11 protein-coding genes are annotated in these 24,325 nt (G+C 57.6%); 5 read left to right on the top strand and 6 right to left on the bottom strand.

Annotation, left to right across the window (positions count from 1 at the left end):
• The first annotated feature begins 47 nt into the window (after positions 1 to 47).
• From ACK4FF_RS12770 to ACK4FF_RS12750, 5 genes are all read left to right on the top strand, one after another.
• Positions 48 to 1,997 carry a heme-binding protein gene (locus ACK4FF_RS12770; protein WP_409709901.1) on the top strand — a complete coding sequence of 650 codons (1,950 nt, stop codon included), beginning with the start codon at positions 48 to 50 and terminating at the stop codon, positions 1,995 to 1,997.
• A gap of 11 nt (positions 1,998 to 2,008) precedes the next feature.
• On the top strand, positions 2,009 to 4,270 hold the full coding sequence (locus tag ACK4FF_RS12765; RefSeq protein ID WP_409709898.1) for a hypothetical protein: 2,262 nt from the start codon (positions 2,009 to 2,011) through the stop codon (positions 4,268 to 4,270).
• An 88-nt stretch (positions 4,271 to 4,358) separates the two neighbouring features.
• The gene (locus ACK4FF_RS12760) at positions 4,359 to 8,237 is read left to right on the top strand and encodes a hypothetical protein (protein ID WP_409709895.1); all 3,879 of its coding nucleotides are present in this window, start codon (positions 4,359 to 4,361) and stop codon (positions 8,235 to 8,237) included.
• A 3-nt stretch (positions 8,238 to 8,240) separates the two neighbouring features.
• Positions 8,241 to 9,578, top strand: a complete 1,338-nt coding sequence (locus ACK4FF_RS12755) for a multiheme c-type cytochrome (RefSeq protein ID WP_409709892.1) — start codon at positions 8,241 to 8,243, stop codon at positions 9,576 to 9,578.
• A complete protein-coding gene (locus tag ACK4FF_RS12750) occupies positions 9,575 to 12,052 on the top strand; it encodes a cyclic nucleotide-binding domain-containing protein (RefSeq protein WP_409709889.1) in 2,478 nt (825 codons plus the stop codon). Before ACK4FF_RS12755 ends, ACK4FF_RS12750 begins: the two co-directional genes overlap by 4 nt.
• Positions 12,053 to 12,079: 27 nt before the next feature.
• Here the strand turns inward: ACK4FF_RS12750 and ACK4FF_RS12745 are convergent, their stop codons facing one another.
• The 6 genes from ACK4FF_RS12745 to dnaQ all read right to left on the bottom strand — a co-directional run bounded on the left by ACK4FF_RS12745 (position 12,080) and on the right by dnaQ (position 24,303).
• Complete coding sequence (locus tag ACK4FF_RS12745) at positions 12,080 to 14,332, bottom strand: CHASE2 domain-containing protein (RefSeq protein WP_409709886.1); 2,253 nt, start codon at positions 14,330 to 14,332, stop codon at positions 12,080 to 12,082.
• Positions 14,333 to 14,361: 29 nt separating this feature from the next.
• Positions 14,362 to 15,792, bottom strand: coding sequence for a FecR domain-containing protein (locus ACK4FF_RS12740; RefSeq protein ID WP_409709883.1), 1,431 nt, complete (start codon positions 15,790 to 15,792; stop codon positions 14,362 to 14,364).
• 10 nt (positions 15,793 to 15,802) lie between these two features.
• Entirely contained in the window at positions 15,803 to 20,908 is a 5,106-nt protein-coding gene (locus ACK4FF_RS12735; RefSeq protein WP_409709880.1) for a filamentous hemagglutinin N-terminal domain-containing protein, read from the bottom strand.
• Positions 20,909 to 20,919: 11 nt separating this feature from the next.
• Entirely contained in the window at positions 20,920 to 22,542 is a 1,623-nt protein-coding gene (locus ACK4FF_RS12730; RefSeq protein ID WP_409709877.1) for a ShlB/FhaC/HecB family hemolysin secretion/activation protein, read from the bottom strand.
• Positions 22,543 to 22,557: 15 nt separating this feature from the next.
• Positions 22,558 to 23,337 carry a 3',5'-cyclic-nucleotide phosphodiesterase gene (locus ACK4FF_RS12725; protein ID WP_409709874.1) on the bottom strand — a complete coding sequence of 260 codons (780 nt, stop codon included), beginning with the start codon at positions 23,335 to 23,337 and terminating at the stop codon, positions 22,558 to 22,560.
• 252 nt (positions 23,338 to 23,589) lie between these two features.
• Positions 23,590 to 24,303, bottom strand: a complete 714-nt coding sequence (gene dnaQ, locus ACK4FF_RS12720; protein WP_409709871.1) for a DNA polymerase III subunit epsilon — start codon at positions 24,301 to 24,303, stop codon at positions 23,590 to 23,592.
• Between the last annotated feature and the right edge of the window lie 22 nt (positions 24,304 to 24,325).

Genomic DNA, 24,325 nt, shown 5'->3' with positions numbered 1-24,325 from the left:
GGCAACAGCCAATCCGCTTGACAACGACCAGAAGTAGTACCGGAGGAATGAACGTGAAACTGCGCCACAACCTGTTGGCCTTGGCTTTGATGAGTGTCTTTGCCCCGGCTGCCCTAATGTCCTGCGGCGGCGGTGGTGGAGGTTCGGGCAATGGCTCGGGTGCAGGTGCTGTGGTGTCGCCCTTGGGGGTGGAATTCCTGTCCGCACCGGAAGTGACCGACATTGTGCAACGCGCGGTACAAGCCTCTCTGGACCGCGGACAAGTCTCCACCATTGCCGTGGTCGACCGAGTCGGCAATGTGTTGGCGATATACAGAATGACCGGTGCAGCAGTCAATGCGCTGATTTCCAGCGGATTGAACACTGCCACTCCAGGCCCGGGCCCAGGTCTGGAAAACACCCCGGTGCCCGCTGAAGCCGCGGCCATTGCCAAAGCCGTCACTGGTGCTTACCTGTCCTCTTCAGGCAACGCCTTCAGTACACGCACGGCCAGTCAGATTGTTCAGGAGTTTTTTCAACCTGGCGAAACAGGCCAACCCAGCGGCCCGCTGTACGGCGTGCAGTTCAGTCAACTGCCCTGCTCCGACCTCAACGTGTGGGAGTCCCAACATCCATCGATTGGGCCCAAGCGCTCGCCGTTGGGCTTGTCGGCCGACCCAGGTGGATTTCCGATTTACCAAAACGGCCGGGTGGTGGGTGGCATTGGCGTGATCGCTACGCCAGCTGGGTTGGCAGTCAACGGCACCTACAGCCTTGACAGAAACCTGCAAGTCGACGAGCAAGATTTTGATGAAGAAATTGCCTTGGCTGCATTACCCGCTGCGTTGCGTGCACCCATCGACATTCGCGCCAACCGAATCACTGCCAACGGGCAATCGTTTCAGTACAGCAACTCCGAACCTGCTGTAGCAGGCACGGCGAATCTGGCTGCCAGTGGTTCATTCGTCGGGTTTGCAGGTTACAAATCGGGCGTCGCTGTCACACCCGGCGCAACCTATGGTTCGGCTGATTCAGGCATTGTGCCCACCACCAACCCGGCGTTTGCCGGGCTGTCCGCTTATAACCTGACAGTCAACGGGGGCGCCACACGCTACCCGGTCAGCGCCGGCACTGCACTGACTGCAACCGAGGTTCAGAACGTGTTAGCTGAAGCCATCAAAGTGGCAAACCGTGCAAGGGCACAGATCAGAAGGCCTGTGGGTTCTCCGGTGGAGGTCACTGTGTCGGTGATTGACACCACAGGCGCGATGTTGGGGCAAATCCGCACGTCAGATGCGCCAATCTTCGGAACCGATGTGTCCTTGCAAAAGGCCAGGTCGGCATTGGCATTCAGTTCATCCACAGCACTGACCGACTTTCTCAACAGTGGCAACGCAGCCAACGACGCTTTGGTCAATGCGATGAACAGTTTCTTCGCTGAACAGCCCGCAGTATTGGATGGCACAGTGGCCTTTTCAGCGCGGGCAATCGGGACCGTACACCGCCCATACTTTCCCGACGGTGACACATCCATGCCGCGCGGCCCATTGTCCACTGCCATCAGCGAGGCCAACAACAATTGGAGCCCTTTCAACCTGGGCTTCCAACTGAACATTGTGGCCAATCAGGTGTTTGGCACCCTCACTTCAAACGCGCGCCCCGCCAACGACTTTAACCCCTTAGCGGCAACCACGTGTGCAGACCCAGCAGTGTCCGTGGCTAACCAACAGCGGTTTGCCAACGGTCTGCAAATCTTCCCGGGTGGTTTCCCGATTTACAAGGGCGACGCTTTGGTGGGTGCCATCGGCGTGTCCGGCGATGGCGTGGATCAAGACGACATGGTGGGCTATTTGGGGGTCATCAATGGCGCAGTTGCAGCCGGGACGCCCAACCTAAGGCCCTTCCCAGCCACCTTGCGAAGGGCTGACTCACTGAGCAAAGGCGGTCAGAACCTGAAGTACATCCAATGCCCGCAAACCCCATTCAATGACAGCACGGCCACCAATGTGTGCCCATGAGGTTGACGGACATGGCTCTTCTCTTCACCGCAAAAAAAATTGTGTCCAACACTGGGCGCAGAACACCGCTGGCAACCTGCATTTCGATGGCCTTGTTGACCGGTGCCTTGGGGCACGGGCAGGCCAACGCCCAAATACAACCGGGCTTGATGGCACAACTGTCCAACACAGTGGACCGTGTGGCCCAAACGGTTGGGCAGGTGACTCGAATTGTGGCTGGCGTGCCAGACACCGAGGAACTCGCGCGCCAGGAAAAACCGATTGCGCTGTTGCAAGTCTTTGAGCGGCGTGTTGTGGTTCGCAGCCAGGCCAATATGAGCGCCAGAGCCATCGGAGAATTCTTCAAAGGTCAGTTGGTGGACACCTTCGAGGAGAAAAACGGTTGGTACCGGGTTCGTATTCAGGACAGTTTGTTGGGCAGCCGTGACGGCTGGATTCAGCAAGCCGAAGGGCAATACGGTGACCCGGTGGTCGGCGTCTTCGCGCCTCGTGCCATCGCACTGGATGCATTGAACACCGAGTCGGACTCCACAGTTCGCCCGTCCTTGAATGCCACACCCGGGCTGTTGCCCCAAGGCCCTATTGAACGCGCCATTCCGGGCCGCGCAGGCGATGGGATTCTTCCCCGCGACATTGCCCTGCCGGTGATTGACCCCAGCCAACTTCCACCACCACAACCCAACTTGCCCCGTGAAACAGTGTCGGTGCCTGACCGCTGGCGCATCATGCAGTCGCTGGGTTTCAAGTTCCCATTGGTTGACCCTTACAACCAGAACGTACTGAAAGCGGACCTGCCGGTGTTGCGAGAAACCCTGGGCCCTGACTGGTTTTTCAACCTGAATGCCATTTCGGACACGCTCTTCGAACAGCGCAACTTCCCAGTCCCTGTGCCACCGGCCACCTCCACGCAGCCGGGGCAAAACAGCATTTTCGGCAATGGGGATCAGTTCATTTTTGCGCAAAACCTGATCGTCAGCCTGTCGCTGATCAAAGGGAATACCACCTTCAGGCCGCCCGACTATGAATTCCGTTTGGTGCCGGTGTTCAACTACACCGATGTGCGGACAGAAGAAGACCGCTTGCTGAAAATCAACGCTGCCTCAGGCACTACCCGGCGTGAAGGATTTGTGGGCATTCAAGAAGCATTTGTCGATGTGCACTTGCGCGATGTGTCCACCCGCTATGACTTTGACAGTGTGCGTGTGGGCATACAACCCTTCATCAGCGATTTCCGGGGCTTCCTGTTTCAGGACTTGCCCTTGGGGGTGCGCCTGTTCGGCAACCGTGACAACAACATTTACCAGTACAACCTCGGCTATTTCAAACGGGTCGAGAAAGACACCAACAGTGGTTTGAATGACATTCGCCAACCTCTGCGCGACGACGACTTCTGGGTAGCCAACCTGTATCGGCAGGACTGGCCATTCCTGGGGTTCACCAGCCAGGTCAGTTACATTCACAACCGAAATGAAGAAAACCGAAACCTGTATTTCGATGCCAACGGTTTTCTGGCCAGGCCCTCATCGTTGGGGGACCAAAAGCCGTTTGGTTACAAGGTCAACTACTTTGGCTACAGCGGTGATGGACACTACGGCCGCACCAACATCACCACCTCGACGTACTACGCCAACGGCAAAATTGACCGCCACCCTTTGGCCCAAAGGGAGCAGGACATTGACGCGCTGTTTCATGCCACTGAGGTGTCCCGAGACTTTGACTGGGTGCGCTTGAGGGGCAGTTTCCTGTATGCCTCTGGCGACAAAGACCCCTTCGATGACAAAGCGCAGGGCTTTGACGCCATTTTCGAAAACCCGCAGTTTGCGGGCGCTGACACCAGTTTCTGGATTCGCCAAAACATCCCACTGATTGGCGGAGGTGGCGTAGCGCTGTCTGGGCGTAATGGCGTTTTGCCATCGCTGCGTTCGAGTAAAGAACAAGGCCAATCCAACTTCATCAACCCGGGGATCAAACTGCTGGGCATCGGCGCGGATCTGGATGTGCTGCCCGAATTACGGGTGGTCACCAACATCAATCACCTTCAGTTTGAAAACACCGAGGTGCTGGGTGTGTTGCGCCAGCAAAGGAAACCCGGGCGCGACATCGGGATAGACGCCTCGATTGGCGTTCAGTACCGACCGTTCTTCACGCAAAACGTGGTGATCAATGCCTCCTACGCCCGCCTCTTTCCCGGCGATGGCTACAAAGATTTGTTCGGGGCAGACATGTCCAAACGCCCTTTCTCCCTGCTGTTCAACATCCTCCTGACATTCTGAAGGCCCGGCAATGCATTGTGATGCGCACACCCAAACCACACGGCCTACCCCCCTTGGCCTCGCGGGCCCATTGAAGGGCAGAGGCTGGGTGGCCTTGGTCGGTCAACTGCGCAGGGTGACATTGCACACCCTGCTGGCTGGCGGTTTGGCGGTCGGTCTGTGGATACATGGCAACCTCAGCAGCGCCACAGCTGCGGTGGGGGCCGAACGCAACTATGTGATGGCCCCAGCAGCGCCCCAACGGCAGACTGCGGACCAAGCCTTGGCGAAATCAGAGGGTTGCATGAGCTGCCACACACAGACTGACCAACACACCATGCACGCCAACCCTGGCGTGGTGCTGGGCTGTGTGGACTGTCACGGCGGGGACGCCACGGTCAAATGGAGTTCGCCCAACGCCAAAGTCGGTAGCCTTGCATTCGACCATAGCCGCGCTGCACGTGAACAAGGCTTCAACCCTGAATACCGTCAGGCTTTGGATAAGGCGCACGTGCTGCCCCGAAACGAGAAATTCTGGAATTACCCCAGCTCCGCAAACCCCCAACGCAGTTACACCAAACTGAACAAAGAGCATCCCGCATACATCCGGTTCATCAACCCCGGCGATTTGCGCGTGGCTCGGGATGCCTGCGGCGCCTGTCACCTGCCCATCATTCAGGCCCAGGAACGCAGCCTGATGAGCACCTCCGCCATGCTGTGGGGCGGCGCGTCTTACAACAACGGGATCCTGCCATTCAAACGCTACATCCTCGGCGAAGCCTACACGGCAGATGGCCAGCCCGGTTTGTTGAAGAACCCTGTACCAGCCGACGACGACCTGTTCAAATACAAAGGCGTGCTGTCGTCATTGGCGCCTCTACCCGCTTGGGAGACCACACCACCCGGCGATATTTTTCGGGTGTTTGAACGTGGTGGCCGAGTCATCAACACCATCTTTCCGGAAGTGGGTTTGCCGAACGTGCTGGGTCAAATTCAGCGTCTGGACGAACCGGGGCGCCCGGACATCAAGCAATCCAACCGTGGCCCCGGCACTGGCCAACGCATTGCCGTGCCGCTGATCAACGTCACCAAAACCCGCCTGAATGACCCCCACCTGTGGTTTTTGGGCACCAATGAACAGCCGGGCGATTACCGCTCCTCTGGCTGCACGGGCTGCCACACCGTTTACACCAACGACCGGGACCCTTTACACGGCGGACCATACTCGAAATTCGGCCACACCGGCACCACACAAACTGCCGATCCCACCATTCCAAAAAATGAGTCGGGTCACCCCATCAAACATGAATTCACACGGGCCATTCCCAGTTCACAGTGCATGACCTGCCACATGCACCAGCCCAACGTGTTTGTGAACAGCTTTTACGGCTACATCATGTGGGACTACGAAAGTGATGCACCCCACATGTGGCCAGAAAAACAGAAGTACCCAAGCCACGATGAGATGCGGGAAATTCTGGACCGCAACCCCGAAGAGGCCTCCATCCGCGGCAAATGGAGCGACCCGGAGTTTCTGAAGGAAGTGTCCAGCCTGAACCCCAAACTGAAAGACACCCAATTTGCCGACTACCATGGCCACGGCTGGAACTTCCGTGCCGTGTTCAAACGCAACCGCAAAGGTACCCTGCTTGATGCCAGGGGCAATGTGGTGGACGACAACGACCCCGAGAAATTCAAGAAAGCCGTGCATTTGAGCTCCATTCACATGGACATCGGCATGCATTGTGTGGACTGTCATTTCTCGCAGGACATGCACAGCAATGGGCACATCTACGGCGAAGTGGCAGCGGCTGTTGAAGTCGATTGTGCGGATTGCCACGGCACTGCCACCCGCTACCCAACCTTGCGAACCAGTGGCCCGGCTGCCCCACCCGGCGGCACTGACTTGAGCAAACTGCGCACACAAGACGGACGAAAGCGGTTTGAATGGCGCGAGGGCAAGCTCTACCAACGCGCGGCACTGGACCCCGAGAAAGAATGGGAAATGTCCTTGGTGAAAGACACGGTCAACCCCCAACACCCGCACTACAACCCCAAAGCGGCGCGCTCCAAACTGATGGCTGCAGGGGAAGATGGTTACGACGGCAAATGGGGACCAGGCGTGCAACAACTGGCCCATGACAACGACAAGATGACTTGCTTTACCTGTCACCTGAGTTGGACCACCAGCTGTGCGGGTTGCCACTTGCCCATTCAAGCCAACTGGAAGACCGAACGCCTGCATTACGAGGGGGGGCCAACACGCAACTACGCCACCTACAATCCTCAGGTGGCGCGTGACGACATGTTCCAACTGGGTGTACACGGCCCAGTCAAAGGCAACCGCATTGCGCCAATCCGTTCAAGCTCTGCTTTGGTGCTGTCGTCCATGAACGCCAACCGGGAGCGAATTTACATCCAGCAGCCGCCTATTGCGGCCAGTGGTTATTCGTCACAGGCCTTTGCGCCGCACTATCCGCACACGGAGCGCAAAGAGGAAACGAAAACCTGTTCCGACTGCCACATCTCCCGCAAAGACGACAACAACGCCATCATGGCCCAGTTGCTTCTGCAGGGCACCAATTTCGTGAACTTCGTGGGCTACAACGCCTGGGTCGGTTCCGAAAGGCATATATCCGCCATCACTGTGACGGAGTGGGATGAACCGCAAGCGGTCATTGGCAGTTATCTGCATCAGTACGCCTACCCTGATTACTTCAAACGCCACTTGGACAACCAGCGAGAATTGGTGGACACCGCCGTGCCTGCACTGGTTGAGCATGACACTGGGGGCCAGGCCACCTGCCTTCAATTGCGGGGGGAGTATGTGTTTGTGGCTGAGGGCAAAGGCGGCTTCAGGGCCTACGATGCCGCCAGTGTCGCCAACAAAGGGTTTGGCCAACGTGTGGTAACTGCGCCCTTCAGCCCGCTGGGCCACGACACCCATGTACGCAGCAAGAATGCAACCTGCATGGCGTTGCCCACCAACCAAGCCATCAACCCTGACCGGAACCAGGGCGACTTGATGCGAGTCACCAACCAGGAACAGCCGTTCCACCCAATCTACAACTATGCCTTCATCACGGACAGTGAAGAAGGTTTGATCGTGGTCAACGTCAATACCCTGGCCGATGGTGAGCCACGCAACAACTTCCTCAAACGCAATGCCAACTGGAATGCCAATGGGGTGTTGAATGGAGCCAGCCACATCACGCTGGCCGGGTATTACGCCTATGTCACGACCCCACGTGGACTGGTTTTCCTGAACCTGGACGATCCGCTCAAACCCAAGTACATCACCACCCTGCCCCTGCAGGATGTGCGTTTCACCGCCGTGCAATTCCGATACCTGTTTGCCACTACAGCCAAAGGGCTTGAGGTCATCGACATCACCAACCCCCAAAAGCCTGAACACACCGGTGCGGTTGTTTCACTGGCCAATGCTCGCCGAGTCTACCTGGCACGCACCTATGCCTATGTGGCCGCGAAATCCGAAGGCTTGGTGATTGTGGACATTGAGAAACCACGCCAGCCTGTGGTGTATGCGCGGTACACCGCACAGGGTCGCCTGAATGACGCCGAAGATGTGGTGGTGGGCTCCACCAACGCCTCACTGTTTGCCTACGTGGCCGATGGTGTCAATGGCTTGAAAGTGCTTCAGTTAACCTCGCCGGACAGTCAACCCAAATTCTATGGGTTCTCACCAGAACCCAAGCCAGAATTGATCGCTTGGCGGAAAACGCCCAGCCCGGCCCTGTCCATCTCCAAAGGCCTGGACCGCGACCGCGCTGTGGACGAAACCGGCGGACAGATCGCGGTATTCGGCCGCATAGGATCAAGGCCATTCAATCGCAAGGAAATGGAGCATTTCTACCTGCGGCCGGACGGGCGTCTGTGGACCGTGACGGACGACATCGAACAAGACAAGTTTGTCCCGCGCGCAGGCAACAGACCGGCCGGACAATCCGTGGTTTTCAAAAAGGACTGACGCATGAGTATCCTGATCAGCCACCGGACCAAGGCGGGTCTGCTTCTTGCAGCCAGCTTGACCTGGCCATGGGCCCAGGCTCAAGTCATGCCCCACCAGTCGGGTTTCAAATCGGTGGGCACCGTGAACTGTGCCAGCAGCACCTGCCATGGCAGCATTGACGAACGAACAGCCACCCCGGTGATGCAGAATGAATACACCACCTGGTTGCGACAAGACCCGCACACTCAGGCCTATGCAGTCCTGAAAAACGAACAATCCAAAACAATCGCCCGCAACCTCGGTTTGCCGCAACCGGCGCATGAAAGCAAAGTCTGCCTCGACTGTCACAGCCACAATGCACCCAACAAACTCAGGGGTGAACGGTTTGACATCACCGATGGCGTGAACTGCGAGGGGTGCCACGGCCCGGCAGAAAAGTGGATCAAGACTCACCTCGAACCCAATGCCACACGCAGCCGCAACGTGGCCGATGGCATGTACCCCACCCACGACGCCTACGCCCTGGGCAAGCTGTGCACGAGCTGCCACATCGGCGACTCCAGCCGCCCGATTACCCACCAAATCATGGGGGCAGGCCATCCGAGAATGTCCATCGAAGTGGACACTTTCTTGGCACTTCAGCCGCCACACTATCGAATTGACGACGATTGGCGCAAGCGCAAGGGCTCATTCTCCAGCGCAAAAATATGGGCGATGGGCCAATTCGCCGCTGGGGCAAACCTGCTGGACCTCATCAGCAACCCACAACGCAATACGCAGGGCATCATGCCCGAGTTCATGATGTTCGACTGCCACGCCTGCCACTCACCCATGAGCCGGAAAGACTGGGAAAAACCGATGGCCAGTGCCCCTGGGCAACCACGTCTGAACGATTCAAGCCTGCTGATGGTGCAAGCCATTGTCAGAGGGGTGCTGCCCGAAGAAGCCGGTGGGCTTGAGCAACGGGTCAAGGCCTTGCATGCGGCGGCCACAGCCAGTGGCTCACGGTTGAGTAACTTGGAAAAGGCTGCACTGGACCTGCGCGAAACCATGAATGGATTGCGGCAAAAGGTGGCTGGCACTACCCTGACCGACCCCGCGTTGGACCGCACCCTCGCTGAGCTGATTCAGATGGCCAACAACCGCCAATACCCCGATTTTGCAGGTGCTGAACAGGTGTATATGGGCCTGGGTGCAGTGCTCAACGCTGCAGGAACCCGCACCGCCCTCACGCAACGAATCAATTCGCGAATGCCTGCGCTGCTTAAGCTGTTAAGCAACGATGAGGCCTATGACCGCAACGCATTCCAGCAACAGTTGAGTGCATTAAAACGTGACTTGGGGAGCCCACAACCATGACTGACGCCACCCAAACCCAGCGGGGCCAGCTTCAACCCATGTTTGCAGACACTCCCGCCGATTACGACATCGTGATTGTTGGCTCGGGGCCAGCCGGTTTGTCTGCGGCGTCCCGCGCACAGGCACTCGGTTGCCGATATGTGCTGCTGGAGGCTGAAAACCACGCTTCGGACACCATCTACAAGTACCAGAAGGGCAAACACGTGATGGCCGAGCCCGGCTTTTTGCCGTTGAGAAGCGGCATGAGCTTTGAAGCCGGAAAACGCGAAACCATTCTGGGCACTTGGGACAACGAACTGGTCAACCAGAACGTCAACATCCAGTACCGAAAAAAGGTGGAGGCCATCAGTAAACTCAGCGACGGTGCAGGCCCATTCCACATTGTCTGCGAAGACAAATCGCACATGACAGCCCGCACGGTTATCTTGGGCATCGGCTTGCAAGGCAATATCCGCAAGATCGGTACCCCGGGCGACGACCTGCCCACCGTTCAGTACACACTGAGCGACCCTGATGAGTTCAGCGACGAAACGATTGTGGTGATCGGTGCGGGCGACGCCGCGATTGAAAACGCCTTGGCCCTCATGGGCAAGAACAAGGTGTTTCTGGTGAACCGCAAGGAAGAATTCGCCCGCTGCAAGGAAGGAAACCTGAGTCTGATTCTGGCGGCAGACCGCAATGAAGACCTGAAAATTCTGTACAACACCAACACGGTGCGAATAGAAGACCTCGGCGAGGTGCCACCGGGACAGCCCAGTCTGCGCTATGTGTACAAAGGACCCGAGGGAGAAGTCGGGCTGCCGGTTCACCGCATCATCGCGCGTCTGGGCGCAACACCGCCACGGCAACTGGTTGAAAGCTTCGGCGTTGAGTTTCCCAACAAAGACCCCAACGCCGTGCCCGCCCTGAGCGAATCCTATGAGTCCAACGTTCCCGGCTTGTTCATCGTGGGTGCATTGGGTGGCTACCCCCTGATCAAACAGGCCATGAACCAGGGGCAAGAGGTGGTCGACACCATCATGGGCTTGCCGGTGGTGCCGGCCGATGAACCCTTGTTGGCCGCCAAATTCCAGGGCCTGGGCAATGTCAGCGTGTCCGAAGTGCTGGACAGAATCGCCAACAACGTTCCGTTGTTCGCGGGCATGACCAAACTTCAGTTGCGAGAGTTCATGCTGGAATCAACCCTGCACACGCCCGCCAAAGGGGCTTTAATCTTCAAAAAGGGCGATTACACCAGCACCTTCTTCTCGGTGGTTCAAGGCTCTGTCGACCTGGACCTCGTCGGCCGTGATGGCAAACCCATGGTACTGAACCTGGGGCAAGGCAACTACTTCGGTGAAATGGGACTACTCTCGGGCCGCCGACGAACTGCCACTGTGCGGGCTGGTGCCAGCTGTGTGGTGATCGAAACGCCGCGCAAGGCCATGCTCAAACTGATTGCTTCGGTCGAAAGTGTTCGGCGAACCATTGACGACACCTTTTTCCGAAGGGCTATTTCCACTTACCTTGGCCCCTCGCTGGACGCACCATCCATCGATGCTTTGTTGTCCGAAGGCATTCAGGTGCGGCAATACTCCAAGGGCGAAGTGGTGTACCGCAGTGGTGACGCTGCCGATTGCCTGCTCCTGATTCGCAGGGGCTCGGTGGCGATGTCCAACCAATCCTCGGGCAAGGAGGCCGTACTTGCCTATGTGTCCGCAGGGGGCTATGTGGGCGAAATGGAAATACTCAGCGCCAGCCCAAGAACCAGCACAGTGACGGCCACAGTCTTCACCGAAGCACTGGTGCTTCCAGCCGGGCCCGTGCAAATGATTCTTGAGGTCAACCCGACTTGGCGTGCCAGTCTTCAAGCCCAGGCCAACTTGCGGATGAAGAACAACATCTTCCGTGAGCACCCAGCCGAGCGCGACAGCGAGCTGATCAAATTCCTCATCCGCGAGGGCATGGGTGAAGCCACCAATGCCTTGGTCATTGACGAAAGCCTCTGCGTGCAATGCGACAACTGCGAAACAGCCTGCGCCGACACGCACGATGGGGTCTCACGCATGGCTCGAATCACTGGCCCAAGCTTTCAGAACATCCATCTGCCCCACACTTGCCGTCACTGCGAGATTCCGCATTGCATGAAAGATTGCCCACCGGACGCCATACGTCGCAACGAGAGTGGTGGTGTGGTCATTGCAGACACCTGCATTGGATGCGGCAACTGCCAGCGAAATTGCCCTTACGGCGCCATTCAAATGAGTGTGAAAGCGCCCCCCAAGAAAGGGGGCTTGCTGACGTGGCTGCTCTTTGGTTTGGGCGACAAGCCGGGCCAACGGGAATCCGCCTACGACCCCAATGCCATTAAAAAAGCGGTGAAGTGCGACATTTGCGTGGGCCAGGACGGCGGGCCTGCCTGTGTCAGGGCCTGCCCAACCGGGGCCGCCAGCCGTGTTTCACCAGAACACTATCTGGTTCGGCAAGACTTCTGAATGCGTGCGAGAACAGGTGCAAACAACTCACTTGGTCTCGAATTTGGTCACCCCGTCCCAGTCGGGCCCTGGTGGGTTTCGGGTCAGGTAATCCACGCGTTCACGATAAAGCGTGTACAAAGCCTTGGGGCCAGTTTGGGCTTCAAGGTCCTTCAGATTCTCCAGAACACAAGTCCAGCGTTGTGCCCTGAAGTGCTCAAGAATGGCGTGCCAAGCCGCCAATTGAGCCTCTTGCTCAGCATTCAACTCACCCGCCTTGCCCACCGGTGCATAAATCGGAACAGGCTCGTTTTTGCCTTTCACACGAACCTGATCCAGCTCTTGGTGAGTAAACTCTATGGCCTTCTCCCGAGTCAACGGGCCCACAATGACGCCAACACCGTAGGTCTTGGTGATTCCTTCCAGCCGAGAACCCAGATTCACCGCATCTCCCATCACCGTGTAAGCTCGCCTGATTTTTGAACCCATGTCACCAACGCGCATGGTGCCGGTGTTCACACCCACACCGATTTCAAGTGTGGGCCAGCCACGGGCATGAAATCGTTGATTCAACCGCCCAGCCTCTGCCTGCATATCGATGGCGGCTTGGGTGGCCAGGCTTGCATGGTCCTTGTCGGGAATGGGTGCACCCCAAAAGGCCATGATGGCGTCGCCAATGTACTTGTCCAGCGTGCCTCGGTGGCCACGAATAATCTCGGACATGGCGGTGAGGTATTCATTGATGTACTCTCGCAATTCGTTGGGCTCGAGCGATTCTGAAATGGTGGTGAATCCTCTGACATCAGAGAACAACACCGTCAATTCCCTGCTCTCGCCTTCCATCGAGTAGCGGGTGGGGTCTGCCGCCATTTCGCTGACCAATTCAGGCGCCACATACTCGCCGAATAGGCTGACCATCTGGCGTTTGCTGCGCGACTCGGCCAAATACCCGTAGGCCACGTCGAACACGAAAATCGCGAGCACCAACAACATCACCACCGCCACCGGCAGCACCAAATCTGCCAAAAAATACAGGGCAGAGTTCACTGCAACCGAGGCAATCAACACAAACAAAGCGACGCCCAAGGACCATGCCGGGGACAACAAGGGCATGAGCACGCTGAGTACGATGCCCACAGCCAATACGGTGATGAACACCAGACCTTGAGAATACTCAGGCCTTATTTTGTAATCGCCATCCAGCATGGAGCTGAGAACATTCGCATGAATTTCCACACCGGGATAGGCGGGGTTCACTGGCGTGCTTCGCAAATCCAGCAAGCCGGGTGCTGTGGTGCCCACAAGGATGATTCGGCCCTCCACCTCTTCACGGCTCACCCCGCCGGCCAGTATGGTGGCGGCGGACACATAGCGGTAAGCACCTGCTTTGGGCCCGCCACGCCCACGAAACTTGATTAAGCTGATCAAGCCCCGCTCAACCGGAATGTCCATGGCCACATCAGCAGACCGCAGCGCAATAGAGTCGACCGCACCATATTCATCTCCCACCCCCTCGGGAAAAACAGGGATGACCTGCGGGTTACCCATGGCGCGGCGTAGTGTCGCCAGCGCCAGGCTTTGGTAGAACCCGTCACCGAAGCGGGCCAACAGGGGAATGGAACGCACCGTGCCATCGTCGTCAATCATGGGATTGAAATAGCCCCCTTGGGCCCGCCGTTGCAAAGCGTGAATATTGGCCCCATAGCCTTCCCACCGAGAACTTTCCAGCAGCAAATTGCCCAACTGGCTTTGTTTGAAAAGGGCGGGTGGAAGTGCGCCCGATACGGCGCTGGAATCCTGATTGAAGTAATACCCCAACACCACAGGCCGGGAAGAAATGACCTCAGCAAACTGGGCATCCCGGTCAAAAGTGCTTTTGACCAAGCTTTGCACCTGGCCCAACTGACTGGCCAACTCGGGTTTGGCCTGTGCAATCAGGTCGAGAGTGTCCATGGAGTCGGTCGCTTGTGCCTCCGCAAACACAATGTCGAAGCTGATCACTGCAGCCCCCAGATCATCGTGCAAACGGGTGACCAGTTGAGACATCACATCGCGTGACCATGGCCAACGCCCGAGCTCGCCCAAAGAGAACTCATCAATGTCCACGATGAGAATTCGAGGATCGAGCTCGACCTCCGCAGTGGACGCTTTCAGGCGAATGTCATAAATCAGGCTGTCCAACCTGGTGACCACCTCAGAGGGTGCCAGCCCCAGCACATTGAGCAGCGCGATGGCGGTGAAGGTCAGACCGACGCCGATCCTGAAGGCCTTAACCGCCCATCGACGCCAGTGCTTTGTCATGCAGACTCCTGATCAACAAGCCCCCCAACTCACGGAGAACATTGAGGCGCGGTGAATGGCGGTGCGGCCAAGGTGTTGTCCTTGATCAACACATCCGGTGGGGCCACCAGCAAGGTTGGTGGCAAGTCCGTCAATGTTCTTACAAATGCGCCTTCTCCACGATTCACTTCGATAGGGGGTTGCGCCCCGTTGCTGATGACGATGGTTCCATCGTTTACAGACACGAACAACTGGGATTCTTCACCCTGAGCGCCACCCGCCAAAGCCTGTACCGGCGTGGATGACAAGGCCTCGAAGTTGGCGGGGGTCTGCTCGGGCAAAGGGCCTGAGTTCGGCAATGTATTGAGCAGGCCCGGCAAGGTATTCAGTATCTGAACATTGAACTGTCCCGCAGATATCTGTGCCGCTTGCCCTGCATTGACCACGGTGTTGTTCGCCCCAGCAGTGACCACAATCGACCCTTGCCGCATCTCAACCAGCAGGTTGGTGCCACCCGTACATTGGACCAGCACCTGTTGCCCCTGCCCTGTTGGGGCAGACGTACAAGCCATATCCAGCGCAGTGCCCCGGATCCCAATCGTGGCGGTGTCGGTGAAGAACTTGACATTCTTGGGCTCAGCCTTGGCAATCGCCCCAGTGACCGCCCTCACCGCCCCTTTCAACAACTTGAAAGACGCCACAGAAGTTTCCGGCGAGCTGGGCAAGTAGCGATAGGCAGCCATCTGCATCGCACTGCCACCGGGCAAAGTCAGCCGCGTGGAATCAGCCATGGCCAACACGGCAAAACCGTTGTCTGCGACCTGCACCACATCACCGGCGAATACAGCAGCGCCACGAACCAGATTGCGGGTTTGTCCTTTGGAATTGGTGGCACTGAGTTCACCGGTCAATTGAGACACCCGACCAGCCACATCCGCATTGGAGGAATTGGTGGTGGTGGCCCGCTCCGCTTCGGCAGGTACCAAGCTGTTGCAATCGCCAGACCGACAAATACGGGCCGTGAAGTCAGTACCGCGAATACCAATGGTTGCTGTTTCACTGCGCATGGCGAATGCATCGGCATTGCCGCGCTTGCCGATCAGACCGGTCAACGTCCTCAAGCCGCCCTTGACCAGCTTGAACTCTGCCTTGTCGGCAATCGGCTGATCTGGCTGATACTGGTAGTTCTCGACCACAAACGTACTGGTGGGCCTGAGCGCCACCTGCGTGGTGTCCACGAACTCCAGAACCGCTGTACTTTTGGCTTGCGTGTTGATGACATCGCCCGTGTATAGCCGAGTTCCGGCCGACGCGAACCGCTGTTTGCCATCAGCACTTTTCAAGTTCACAAGCCCAGTGACCACCTTGATGGTGCCAGCCACTGGCCGGTTGTCCAAAGGCACCGGGCTGGACGGGGAGCTCTGTGCCTGGGCCATCCATGACATGCTGGCCAATACGATTGCACAACACAACTTCAACATAATCCGCCCCTTACCGGCACACGGCCGAGGCCCGGTTGGGCGTGCTCGACAGGGCTTTGAACTCGATACCCTGCCCTTGCGGAGCCAACGGTGCCTGCATTTCAGGCGACGACTGCGCCGTGGCCTTCAACTGATCCTCATCCGCAGGGCCAGTGTTGCCGGGGCCTGCTTGCTGAGGCTGAAAAGCCAGGGTCAGGTTCTGCGACACGGCTGAATCGGTCGAACCCGTAGTTGTGCTGAGCGAGCCAGACGACCCGCTCGCACCACTGGGTGGAGGCGGCGGTGGCGGCGGTGGCGGTGGCGGTGGGGGCGGCGGTGGAGTCACATTGCCCACCACGTCCACCACAAGAAAGCTGCCCGCCTGTGAGGGTGAAACCACCACATTGCCCAAAGTGTAGTTCGGGCTAGTGGTGGAGCGATTGATGTTGTCAAACTGCCCCGAGATTGAATTGGCTTGCAGGAACGCGAATTGTGTGCCCGGAAGCAGGCCATCGCCTGAGCCGCCATTGGAAATATCCAACAAATTCAGTTGGCCCGCCAACGTAGCGTTGCCATTGACCTGAATGAAGTCATAATCCACGCCGGGCTGTCCGCCGTTGCCTTGCAGTTCAATATCAACAACGCTGCTCGGCCCGAGATTGAAATCGCCGTTGATGATCATCGCACCGGGCGAAGCACCCGGAACAAGGCGACCACCGGCCACATTGACTGGCCCGGTGAAGGTACCAAACCCACGAAGCTCACCACCATTGACATTCAATGGCCCAAAAAACTGGGTGCCCATCGCAAAGCGGGTTACACCGCTGCTTTGGTTGTACCCACCGGGGCCAACGCTGAATGTTCCACCGGAGAAATTCAAAGTCCCAGAATTATTGAATGTGCCGGAACCGGTAATTGCACCGCTGAGTGTGTAATCGCCTGCGAATTCCAAGGTGCCGTTGTTCTCGATTGCGCTGGTGATCAATTCATTGGATGAGTTGCCACCAAACCGGATTGTTGCGCCTGCGCCTGCCACAAGGCGACGCCCACCAGCAAGGTCAGAGGCCCGCAGCGTGCTAACGCCCGACAAAAAACTGAGTTCAGTCGACGAGCTGCCCAGGAACTGAAGGGCGGCAAGGTTGATGCCCGGCGCAAACACAGCCCCACTGTTGGACACCGTGAAAAAGCCCTCAGAACTTAAACTGGTCACCAAACGACCCGAATAGGCACCAGTTTGGTTGACTGCGAACTTGATACAAGCCTCAGACACCGAACAACCATAGCCTGGGGCACCATTGGCAAACAGGCTGTCTGGTACGCCATCCACAACATACGCCGCTTGATTGCCAAAGCCGCTGAGCACCGTGGTGGCAGGCCCTTGAACCTGCGTAGAGAACGGCAGGTACTCAGCGATCGCTACCGCTTCAGACGTGAGTTGCCCAACCCTGAACACGGGGCGCGTGGTCGGTGTGCTTGAATTTTGATTGCTGTAGAACAGGTCGAGCGCAGGCGAGGAAACAGACTGGTTGCCGGTCACCTCAAGCGTCACGTCCTGACCCACATTCAGGCTCATGTTGCCGGTGAAGGCCTGAGCAGACTCCGTGTTGGTGAACCGACGACCCGCCAACAAGAGGTTGCCCTGTTCCCCGGATGAAATCGTGAGATTGCCGTTCAGTGTGGCCACACCCGTTGCGTCTGTTTCCACAACCACGACAGCGTTGCCGTGCATGTCAATTCGGCTACCGCTGAGCATCTGCACTGCAGGAGTGTCCTGCCCTTGGCTGTTTTGCCGGGCCAGCAGAAGCAGACTTTCCGGAGACATGTCGACCACGGTAGACAAGGCGGTGTTTTCAAGAATCAAACTGCTTTGGTTCAATACCTTGATGCGGTTTGGCGCCCCAACACCCGCCGATTGGCTGATGTTTCCGCCAGCAATCGTGAGCGTGTCGTAGGTTTCGATGTCCCCACGGCTCAAGGCCAGGTTGGTGTCGGAGGCGGTGTTGTCCCAAACACCGCGCAGCAGTAAACGCCCGCCTGACGCACGATTCACCTCATTCACATCCGTGGTGGTGAATCGCCCATCGAAGGCCACGGCACTGGTCGGGCCATTGACTTGAATCACAGCCCCTTGCGTGGACAGCACAGCCCCCGACATATGCACGCCACCATCCACCACGTTGAGCGTTCCGCCAAAGTTCAAATTGACTGTGGGTGTTGAACTGAACACAGGGAGTATCGGTGGAATGCAGTCAGGGCAACCGAAATCGACGAGTTCAGGAAACTGGCCGATGGACAGTGCGCGACCTTGGTTACCGGCGCCACCATTGACCAGCAGGGACACACCGCTGAGGTTCATACTGCTGACGGCCTCGGTGGTGTTGCCTTGACTGATCGTGGCCGATGTACCGATGTGATTGCGGTACCCATAGGACTCAATTTGAACTGGAGTGCTGAGGTTCCCGTTCAAGCCGGTCAAGTCAATGGTTGAACCTCGCAGGTTCAAAAAACTGGCTTGAAACGGGTCATCCACCTGCACTGGGCCAATCGGGTCTTCGCCCAACCCATTCATCACAATTTTGGCGCCCTGAGTCGCAAAAAAGCCACTCGGCGCAAGCCCGGCCTCAGCAGAAATGACGCCAGGGCCTGAAAAGTCGTCGCCCAAGGCCAAGGTAGCACGATCGTTCAAGGTGATCACCGAGGACGCACCGGCTGTTGTACTGCGTAAAAAGGCGATGCCAGCATTCACGTTCAGACTGCCGTTCAGTGTGACCGTGTCTGCCACCAGCACACCGCCCGAATCTTCCCCTTGAAACCCATTGCCAAAGATGTTCAGGCCGCCGTCCAGATGAATCTCCCCGGCCACCACCGTGGAGTTGTTGACGTTGAAAGTGCCGCCCTGCCCAATGTTCATGACCCCAACCGACAACAAACCCAGATTGCTGGAGGTCGGGTTTAAACTCAAGTTGCCGGACACAAGCTCAATCTGGTCCAGAGTATTGAAACCCGTGAGGCCCGCGCTGCCACCGCGAATACGCAGGGCTCGGGCGGACATACCCGAACCGCTGAAAGGGTTTAATCCGAATTCCTCAGCTTGAAGACTCCCCCCCTCAAGCACGCGTACTTCACGGGCATTGGTGACCGCACTATAAGTCAGTTGCCCGGGTATAACCGGGTCGCTGATGCTTTGGCCTGCCGTACCACCCAGCACCTCAACATCGATCGGGACCTGCTCGTTGATGTCACTGTTGTGCAAGGTGCTGGTGGTCAAACGGCCCAGACGAACCTCGCTGCCAAAGATGCGCAAGGTCTCGGGTTTGGTGCTTTGGTCCGCCACTGGGAACGAGAGGTTACCCACTGGAAACGGCGATTGGGACATGTTGCCAAGCACCTTCAGGTTGGGCAAATTCTGAACCCCTTGACTGTTGACACCTGGCAAAAAATTCACCCCATCGGATGGCAGAAGAACACCGCCTGGGCTGCTTAAAGCCCCCAGATTAACGTCATCAAAAGGCAGCACAAAGAGACTGCCTTGGCTTCCAAGCGTTAATGGGGCGCGCACGTACACGGGGCGGTCCACATCGTGTACGACGTACAGATTGAACTCCTGTCGATTCCCCCCGCTGATTCCGATGGGCGCTTTGATGTCAATCACCCTGTTGGCCTTCAAGACCAAGTGAGGAGAACAATCCACGCCCGAGCAGTTGCCGCCCAGCAAGATCGATTCAAGTACGGTCAGGTCACCGCCGGTACCGAGCGTCGTGTTGCCGTTGGCTTCGAGAATCACGTTGCCGTTGGACACCAGGTTATTGATGACCGTACTGGCCTCGATGGTGCCACCCAGGGACAGATTGCCCACCACCACATTTTCTGGGTCCAACAACCACAAGCCAGCCTGACCTTGGGGTGCGCGGGTGTCCACTGACGCACCCACCACCAACTGATCTTTTGCAGAGGTTTCAACCCGGCCACCGTGGCCTGCCAGTGCCCCGCCTTTGGCCTGAATTTCGCCGAATACGCGCGCGTCGCCGTCGCTCCAAACGACGACTTCCCCGCCATTTCCGCTTTGCAGAGCGTTGGCACTGAGCTGTGCACCAGCCCTGACTTCGGTGTACTGCGCATTGGGCACCGAGGAATCCCGGCCCTGCCAGCCACCGCCGACCTGCACCTGCCCGCCACCGGTCTGACCGTTGGCCGATAGTGTTGTATTGCCTTCGATCACCACACGGTCACCGGTAATCACTACTCGCCCACCTTGACCCGTGGTGGAATCGGCGCGAACAGTGCCGGACACCTGTGTTCCACCAGCAGCGCCACTGAGGCGAACAACACCACCTGCGCCCACGCTGGCTGAGCGCGCCTCAATCACCCCCGTGTGCTGAACCAGACTGCCAAACACCGACACCCGCTGACCGATGAGCTGCCCTAGGTTGACGGCCTGTCCGCCTGCGGCTGCATTGATGGTGAGCCCAACGGTGGGGTTGTTCATGTCCATGACGGTGACGCTGTGCCCCGCAGACAACAGCACCTCACCGTCCGCATGAACGATTCCGGTGTTTTTAATGTCAGGGGCAAGCAACACGATGGAGCCACCATTTCTGGCGGTGAGCTGCCCCTCGTTGATGATGGCCCCGGCTTGGCGCCCTTGGCTGTCAAACCGCAAATGGCCACTGAGCAGATCGGCATTGCTGGCGGCCAGCGAACTGGCCAGAAAACCAGCGGTGTCCACCACTGCGTGCTGCCCAAAAAACACCCCGGCCGGGTTGATCAGAAAGACTTGGCCGTTGCTTTGCAAAGTACCCAGAATCTGAGAAACATCGCCACCAGTCACCCGGTTGAACACTTGGCTGGCCGCACTTTGCTGAATGAATTGAGTGGTCGAACCCACAGGAATATTGAACTGGTTCCAGTTCAGTATGGTGCCCGGCGTGTTGGTGATCTGGGTGAGAGTCCCCAACTGTTGAAGTGTGGCCTGCCCCGCAACCACCGACATGCCGGTGGGGTTGGCCACCGCCAGTGGACTGACGGCTGCCGCCACGGCGCTGACCAGAATTTTGCGGCGAAATGCGCTCGCAACCCGAGCAGGAGAATGGCGTTTCATGGGGGCGCCCTTGGATTGGGTGGAATTCACGGGAGTCATGTCAAGCCCCTTCACAGCGCAGACGCAAAAGAGAAATGCAGCATCATGTCGCCATGGGGTTGGATAGGCACGCCAGACACCACGCGCGCAAGGTCCAGCCTGATCTGCTGACGAGGTGCAAAAGCGAAGCGAAGCCCTGCACCGAATGAACTGATGTAAGGCTCGGAGCGCCCGTTGTTTGGGGCTTGCTGCAGGCGCAACTGCGCGGCTTCGGCAAACAACACAGGTTGAAGGCGCTCAAACAACGGGCTGATCCGCTTGCTGAAATCGGGCCCCAGCAGTTCCAAGGATTGCCGCAAGCCTGAATCGCCGGAAATGACCCGTTCCTCAAAACCACGAACAGAGTAAATGCCCCCGGCACCGAACTGCTCGCCAGAAATCAGAGCATCGCCGGAATACTGGCCATCCAGCTGGGCCGTGAACCGCCAATTGCCCAAGACTTGACGGGACCAATTGGCGCTGAACTTGAACAAATCAAAATCGGCCTTGGCTGCGGGGTTGGCCAGTACATACTGGGCTGTGGAGTTGTCGCCGCCCGTCACAAGGTTTTTGTAGTACGCAACCTGCAGAGAGCCGGTGGCGCCTTCGTCGGTGTCCACCAATGAGTAACTAACCCCCGTGGGGCGGCTTTCAAGGTTGGGCACCAGGCTGGCCCCGGTGCCGTTGAGTTGCACCTGACTGACAAACTGCTTGTACTCTTGCGACACAGTCACGCGTTGGTCCATGCCGGCAAGGCGGTCGAGCAGGTGTGTCCAGCGAATGGCTGCGGTGGTACCTGCCCCTTGCACAGAAACAGTCGTACCGCCCAAGCCCAGGTTTCCCGCATTCACGTTGGCGTCAGTGAACGACAATTCCAACAGGGAGTCCTGTTGGTAAAACGGAATTTTGTAGTTGAGTGCGTACACCTCGACATCGGACCAATGACCGGGGGAGGTGATGAACTGGAACGTGGCCATGTGATCACGGCCAAACACATTGTTGTGTTGCAGGGCCAGGCCAAGGCGAAAATCGCCAGTGGCATTGGTGCCTGTGTTGTCCAGCGTGATGTATTTGAGCAGTACGTCTTGGTCGGCAACGTTCACCTTGGCATCGACAAGACCGGGTTTGTCACTGGGCTCGAGATTGACCCGCACAACCCGCGATGAGTTGTCATTGATCAACCTCAGATTACGGTCCATGTCGCGGGTGTTGATGAGTGCACCAGGCTTGAGGACGGTCAAACCCCGCAGAATACTTTCAGAGGGGAAAAAATCGTTGCCGGCAACGGTCACCACATCCAGCCGGGCATCCACCACTTGCAGCACCAGGCTTTGCCCTGGCGCAACCTCTTGCTCCGGAATCAGCACCCGAACCACTTCAAACCCTTTGGCGGCATGCAAGGCCTCTACGGCCACAGTGGCCTGCCGCAATTCTTCAAAGGTGATTGGGCGGCCTTCAAAGGCTTTCAGAACGGCCTTCACCTCAGCACGGGGCACCAACTCGGGCCCTTCGATACTGAACTCAGTGACCACAAATGCGGGGGAAACCTGCTCGGTGGTTGGGGAGGACGATGTCTGGGCGTGAGCCAGAAAGGGAAGCATGAGAAACAGACCAGCTGCCGCTGCATGCAGCGGCCCGGAGGCTGAAGCACTCATCAGAGAGAACTCAAATCAAATGTTGAAAACCATGCCGGCCGACAGGATACGCAAGGGCCGACTGCCCTGGTACTGCTTCAATTCCTGTTCGATCAAGTCTGCTTCTCGGGGTTTGAGGTGGGTGATCCAGACCTCGCAATCGTCCTCGAGTTTTTCCAGCTCTTCGAACACCAGACTTGGGCAAAGGTGCTGCGCCAAATCGGCGAGCCAACGCTCTTTGTCAGGGAACGCTGCCTCGAGGAAGAAATAGTCGACCTTTTTGTTTGAGTTGAGAAGGGAGTACAACGGTTCTGTTTGGTGGGTATCCCCTGAGAAACACCAACCCCCGGTGGGTGTATGCAGGAAAACCGCGACAGCTGGGACTGTGTGAGGGACTTCTACAGTTGTCAAGCGACGCTGACCCAGCACGAGTTCATCCCCCGGCTGGATTTCAACAAACTGCATGACCGGGTTAACCTCATCGGGTATTCGAGAGAAATCGGGCCAGATGTGGCCATTGAAAATATGGGTCTTGAGCGCCTCCAAAGTGGGGGCAATGGCGTAAACCTTCAAGGGAGCGGATCGAACAACACCCACCGTGTCCACCAGAAAAGGCAGGCCACAAATGTGATCAAGGTGCGGGTGGGTGATCAGCACATGTTCGATGGGCTCCAGACGCTCAAAAGGCAGCTCGCACAGGCCAGTGCCTGCGTCGATGAGAATGTCGTGATCAATCAGGAAACTCGTGGTGCCTTGCCTTGGCACTCCGATACTGCCGCTGCACCCCAACACCTCCACTGTGGAGTGTTTGTCCATATCTGTCTCTCTCAGGCCCAAGGGGCAGTCATGGTCTGACAATCAAGGGCCATTATATCGGTGGCTCAACATCATTGAGGGCATTGATTCTTGGCCTGCCCCGCTATCGTCACATGATGTCCGATGTGACGGATTGATGTGCATGTTTTTGAACTTTGAACGACCGCGACAGGAATTGGCAAGACTCGACTGGGGTTTGGAGGTGAATTTCATCACTGCGGGTGAACACCCCCTGCGGGGATTGACGAAGGCTTAAGCGGCCTGATTGGCCTCGCACTGCCGCCACAGACAGGCTGCTTTGTTTTCGCTGTCCAACCCGGCAAGGTAATGCTCATGGGCCTGTGCATCCTCGGCAGGCAGTTCCGGTTCGGGCAGGCGTAGCCCTCCCAAGTCGGCTGAGACACCCCCTGAGCCGCGGGTTTCATTGGCCAGGTCAATCACCAGGGCATCTTGACCACGTGTCATGGCCAGGTAAACTTCGGCGAGAATTTGGGCATCCAACAGCGCCCCGTGGAACTGCCGGTGACTGTTGTTGACCCCCAAACGGTCGCACAGCGCGTCGAGGTTGTTGCGTTTGCCCGGAAACATCTCGCGCGCCATGAGCAGGCTGTCGATCACATCCTCAACATGGTCCCGCATTTTGCCCAAGCCCATCCTGCCCAGTTCTTCGTCGAGGAACCCCAAGTCGAAGGTGGCGTTGTGAATAATGAGGGTACTGCCCTGAACAAAATCCAGAAACCGCTGGGCAATCGCCGGGAACTTGGGTTTGTCCGCCAGCATGTCGTCTGAAATGCCGTGAACCTCGTAGGCACCTTGGTCGACAGCCCGTTCCGGGTTGATGTATTCGTGAAAGGTGTGATGGGTGACCTGACGGCCAGCCACTTCTGCGCAACCAATTTCGATGATTCGGTGGCCTTGCCTGACTTCAAGTCCTGTTGTTTCCGTGTCGAGTACGACGTAGCGCATCTGTATCCTCTAACTTGATTGC

The organism is Limnobacter sp., assembly GCF_046297615.1.
GTDB lineage: Bacteria > Pseudomonadota > Gammaproteobacteria > Burkholderiales > Burkholderiaceae_B > Limnobacter.
Note: the sequence above shows the minus strand (reverse complement) of the source record. Positions and strands in the feature narration are given on the sequence as shown.

Bases quoted from the DNA above. Each gene is read 5' to 3' on its own strand.
- ACK4FF_RS12770 (WP_409709901.1), top strand. From the start codon at position 48: ATGAACGTGAAACTGCGCCACAACCTGTTGGCCTTGGCTTTGATGAGT.
- ACK4FF_RS12765 (WP_409709898.1), top strand. From the start codon at position 2,009: ATGGCTCTTCTCTTCACCGCAAAAAAAATTGTGTCCAACACTGGGCGC.
- ACK4FF_RS12755 (WP_409709892.1), top strand. From the start codon at position 8,241: ATGAGTATCCTGATCAGCCACCGGACCAAGGCGGGTCTGCTTCTTGCA.
- ACK4FF_RS12750 (WP_409709889.1), top strand. From the start codon at position 9,575: ATGACTGACGCCACCCAAACCCAGCGGGGCCAGCTTCAACCCATGTTT.
- ACK4FF_RS12745 (WP_409709886.1), bottom strand. From the start codon at position 14,332: ATGACAAAGCACTGGCGTCGATGGGCGGTTAAGGCCTTCAGGATCGGC.
- ACK4FF_RS12740 (WP_409709883.1), bottom strand. From the start codon at position 15,792: ATGTTGAAGTTGTGTTGTGCAATCGTATTGGCCAGCATGTCATGGATG.
- ACK4FF_RS12735 (WP_409709880.1), bottom strand. From the start codon at position 20,908: ATGACTCCCGTGAATTCCACCCAATCCAAGGGCGCCCCCATGAAACGC.
- ACK4FF_RS12730 (WP_409709877.1), bottom strand. From the start codon at position 22,542: ATGAGTGCTTCAGCCTCCGGGCCGCTGCATGCAGCGGCAGCTGGTCTG.
- ACK4FF_RS12725 (WP_409709874.1), bottom strand. From the start codon at position 23,337: ATGGACAAACACTCCACAGTGGAGGTGTTGGGGTGCAGCGGCAGTATC.
- dnaQ (WP_409709871.1), bottom strand. From the start codon at position 24,303: ATGCGCTACGTCGTACTCGACACGGAAACAACAGGACTTGAAGTCAGG.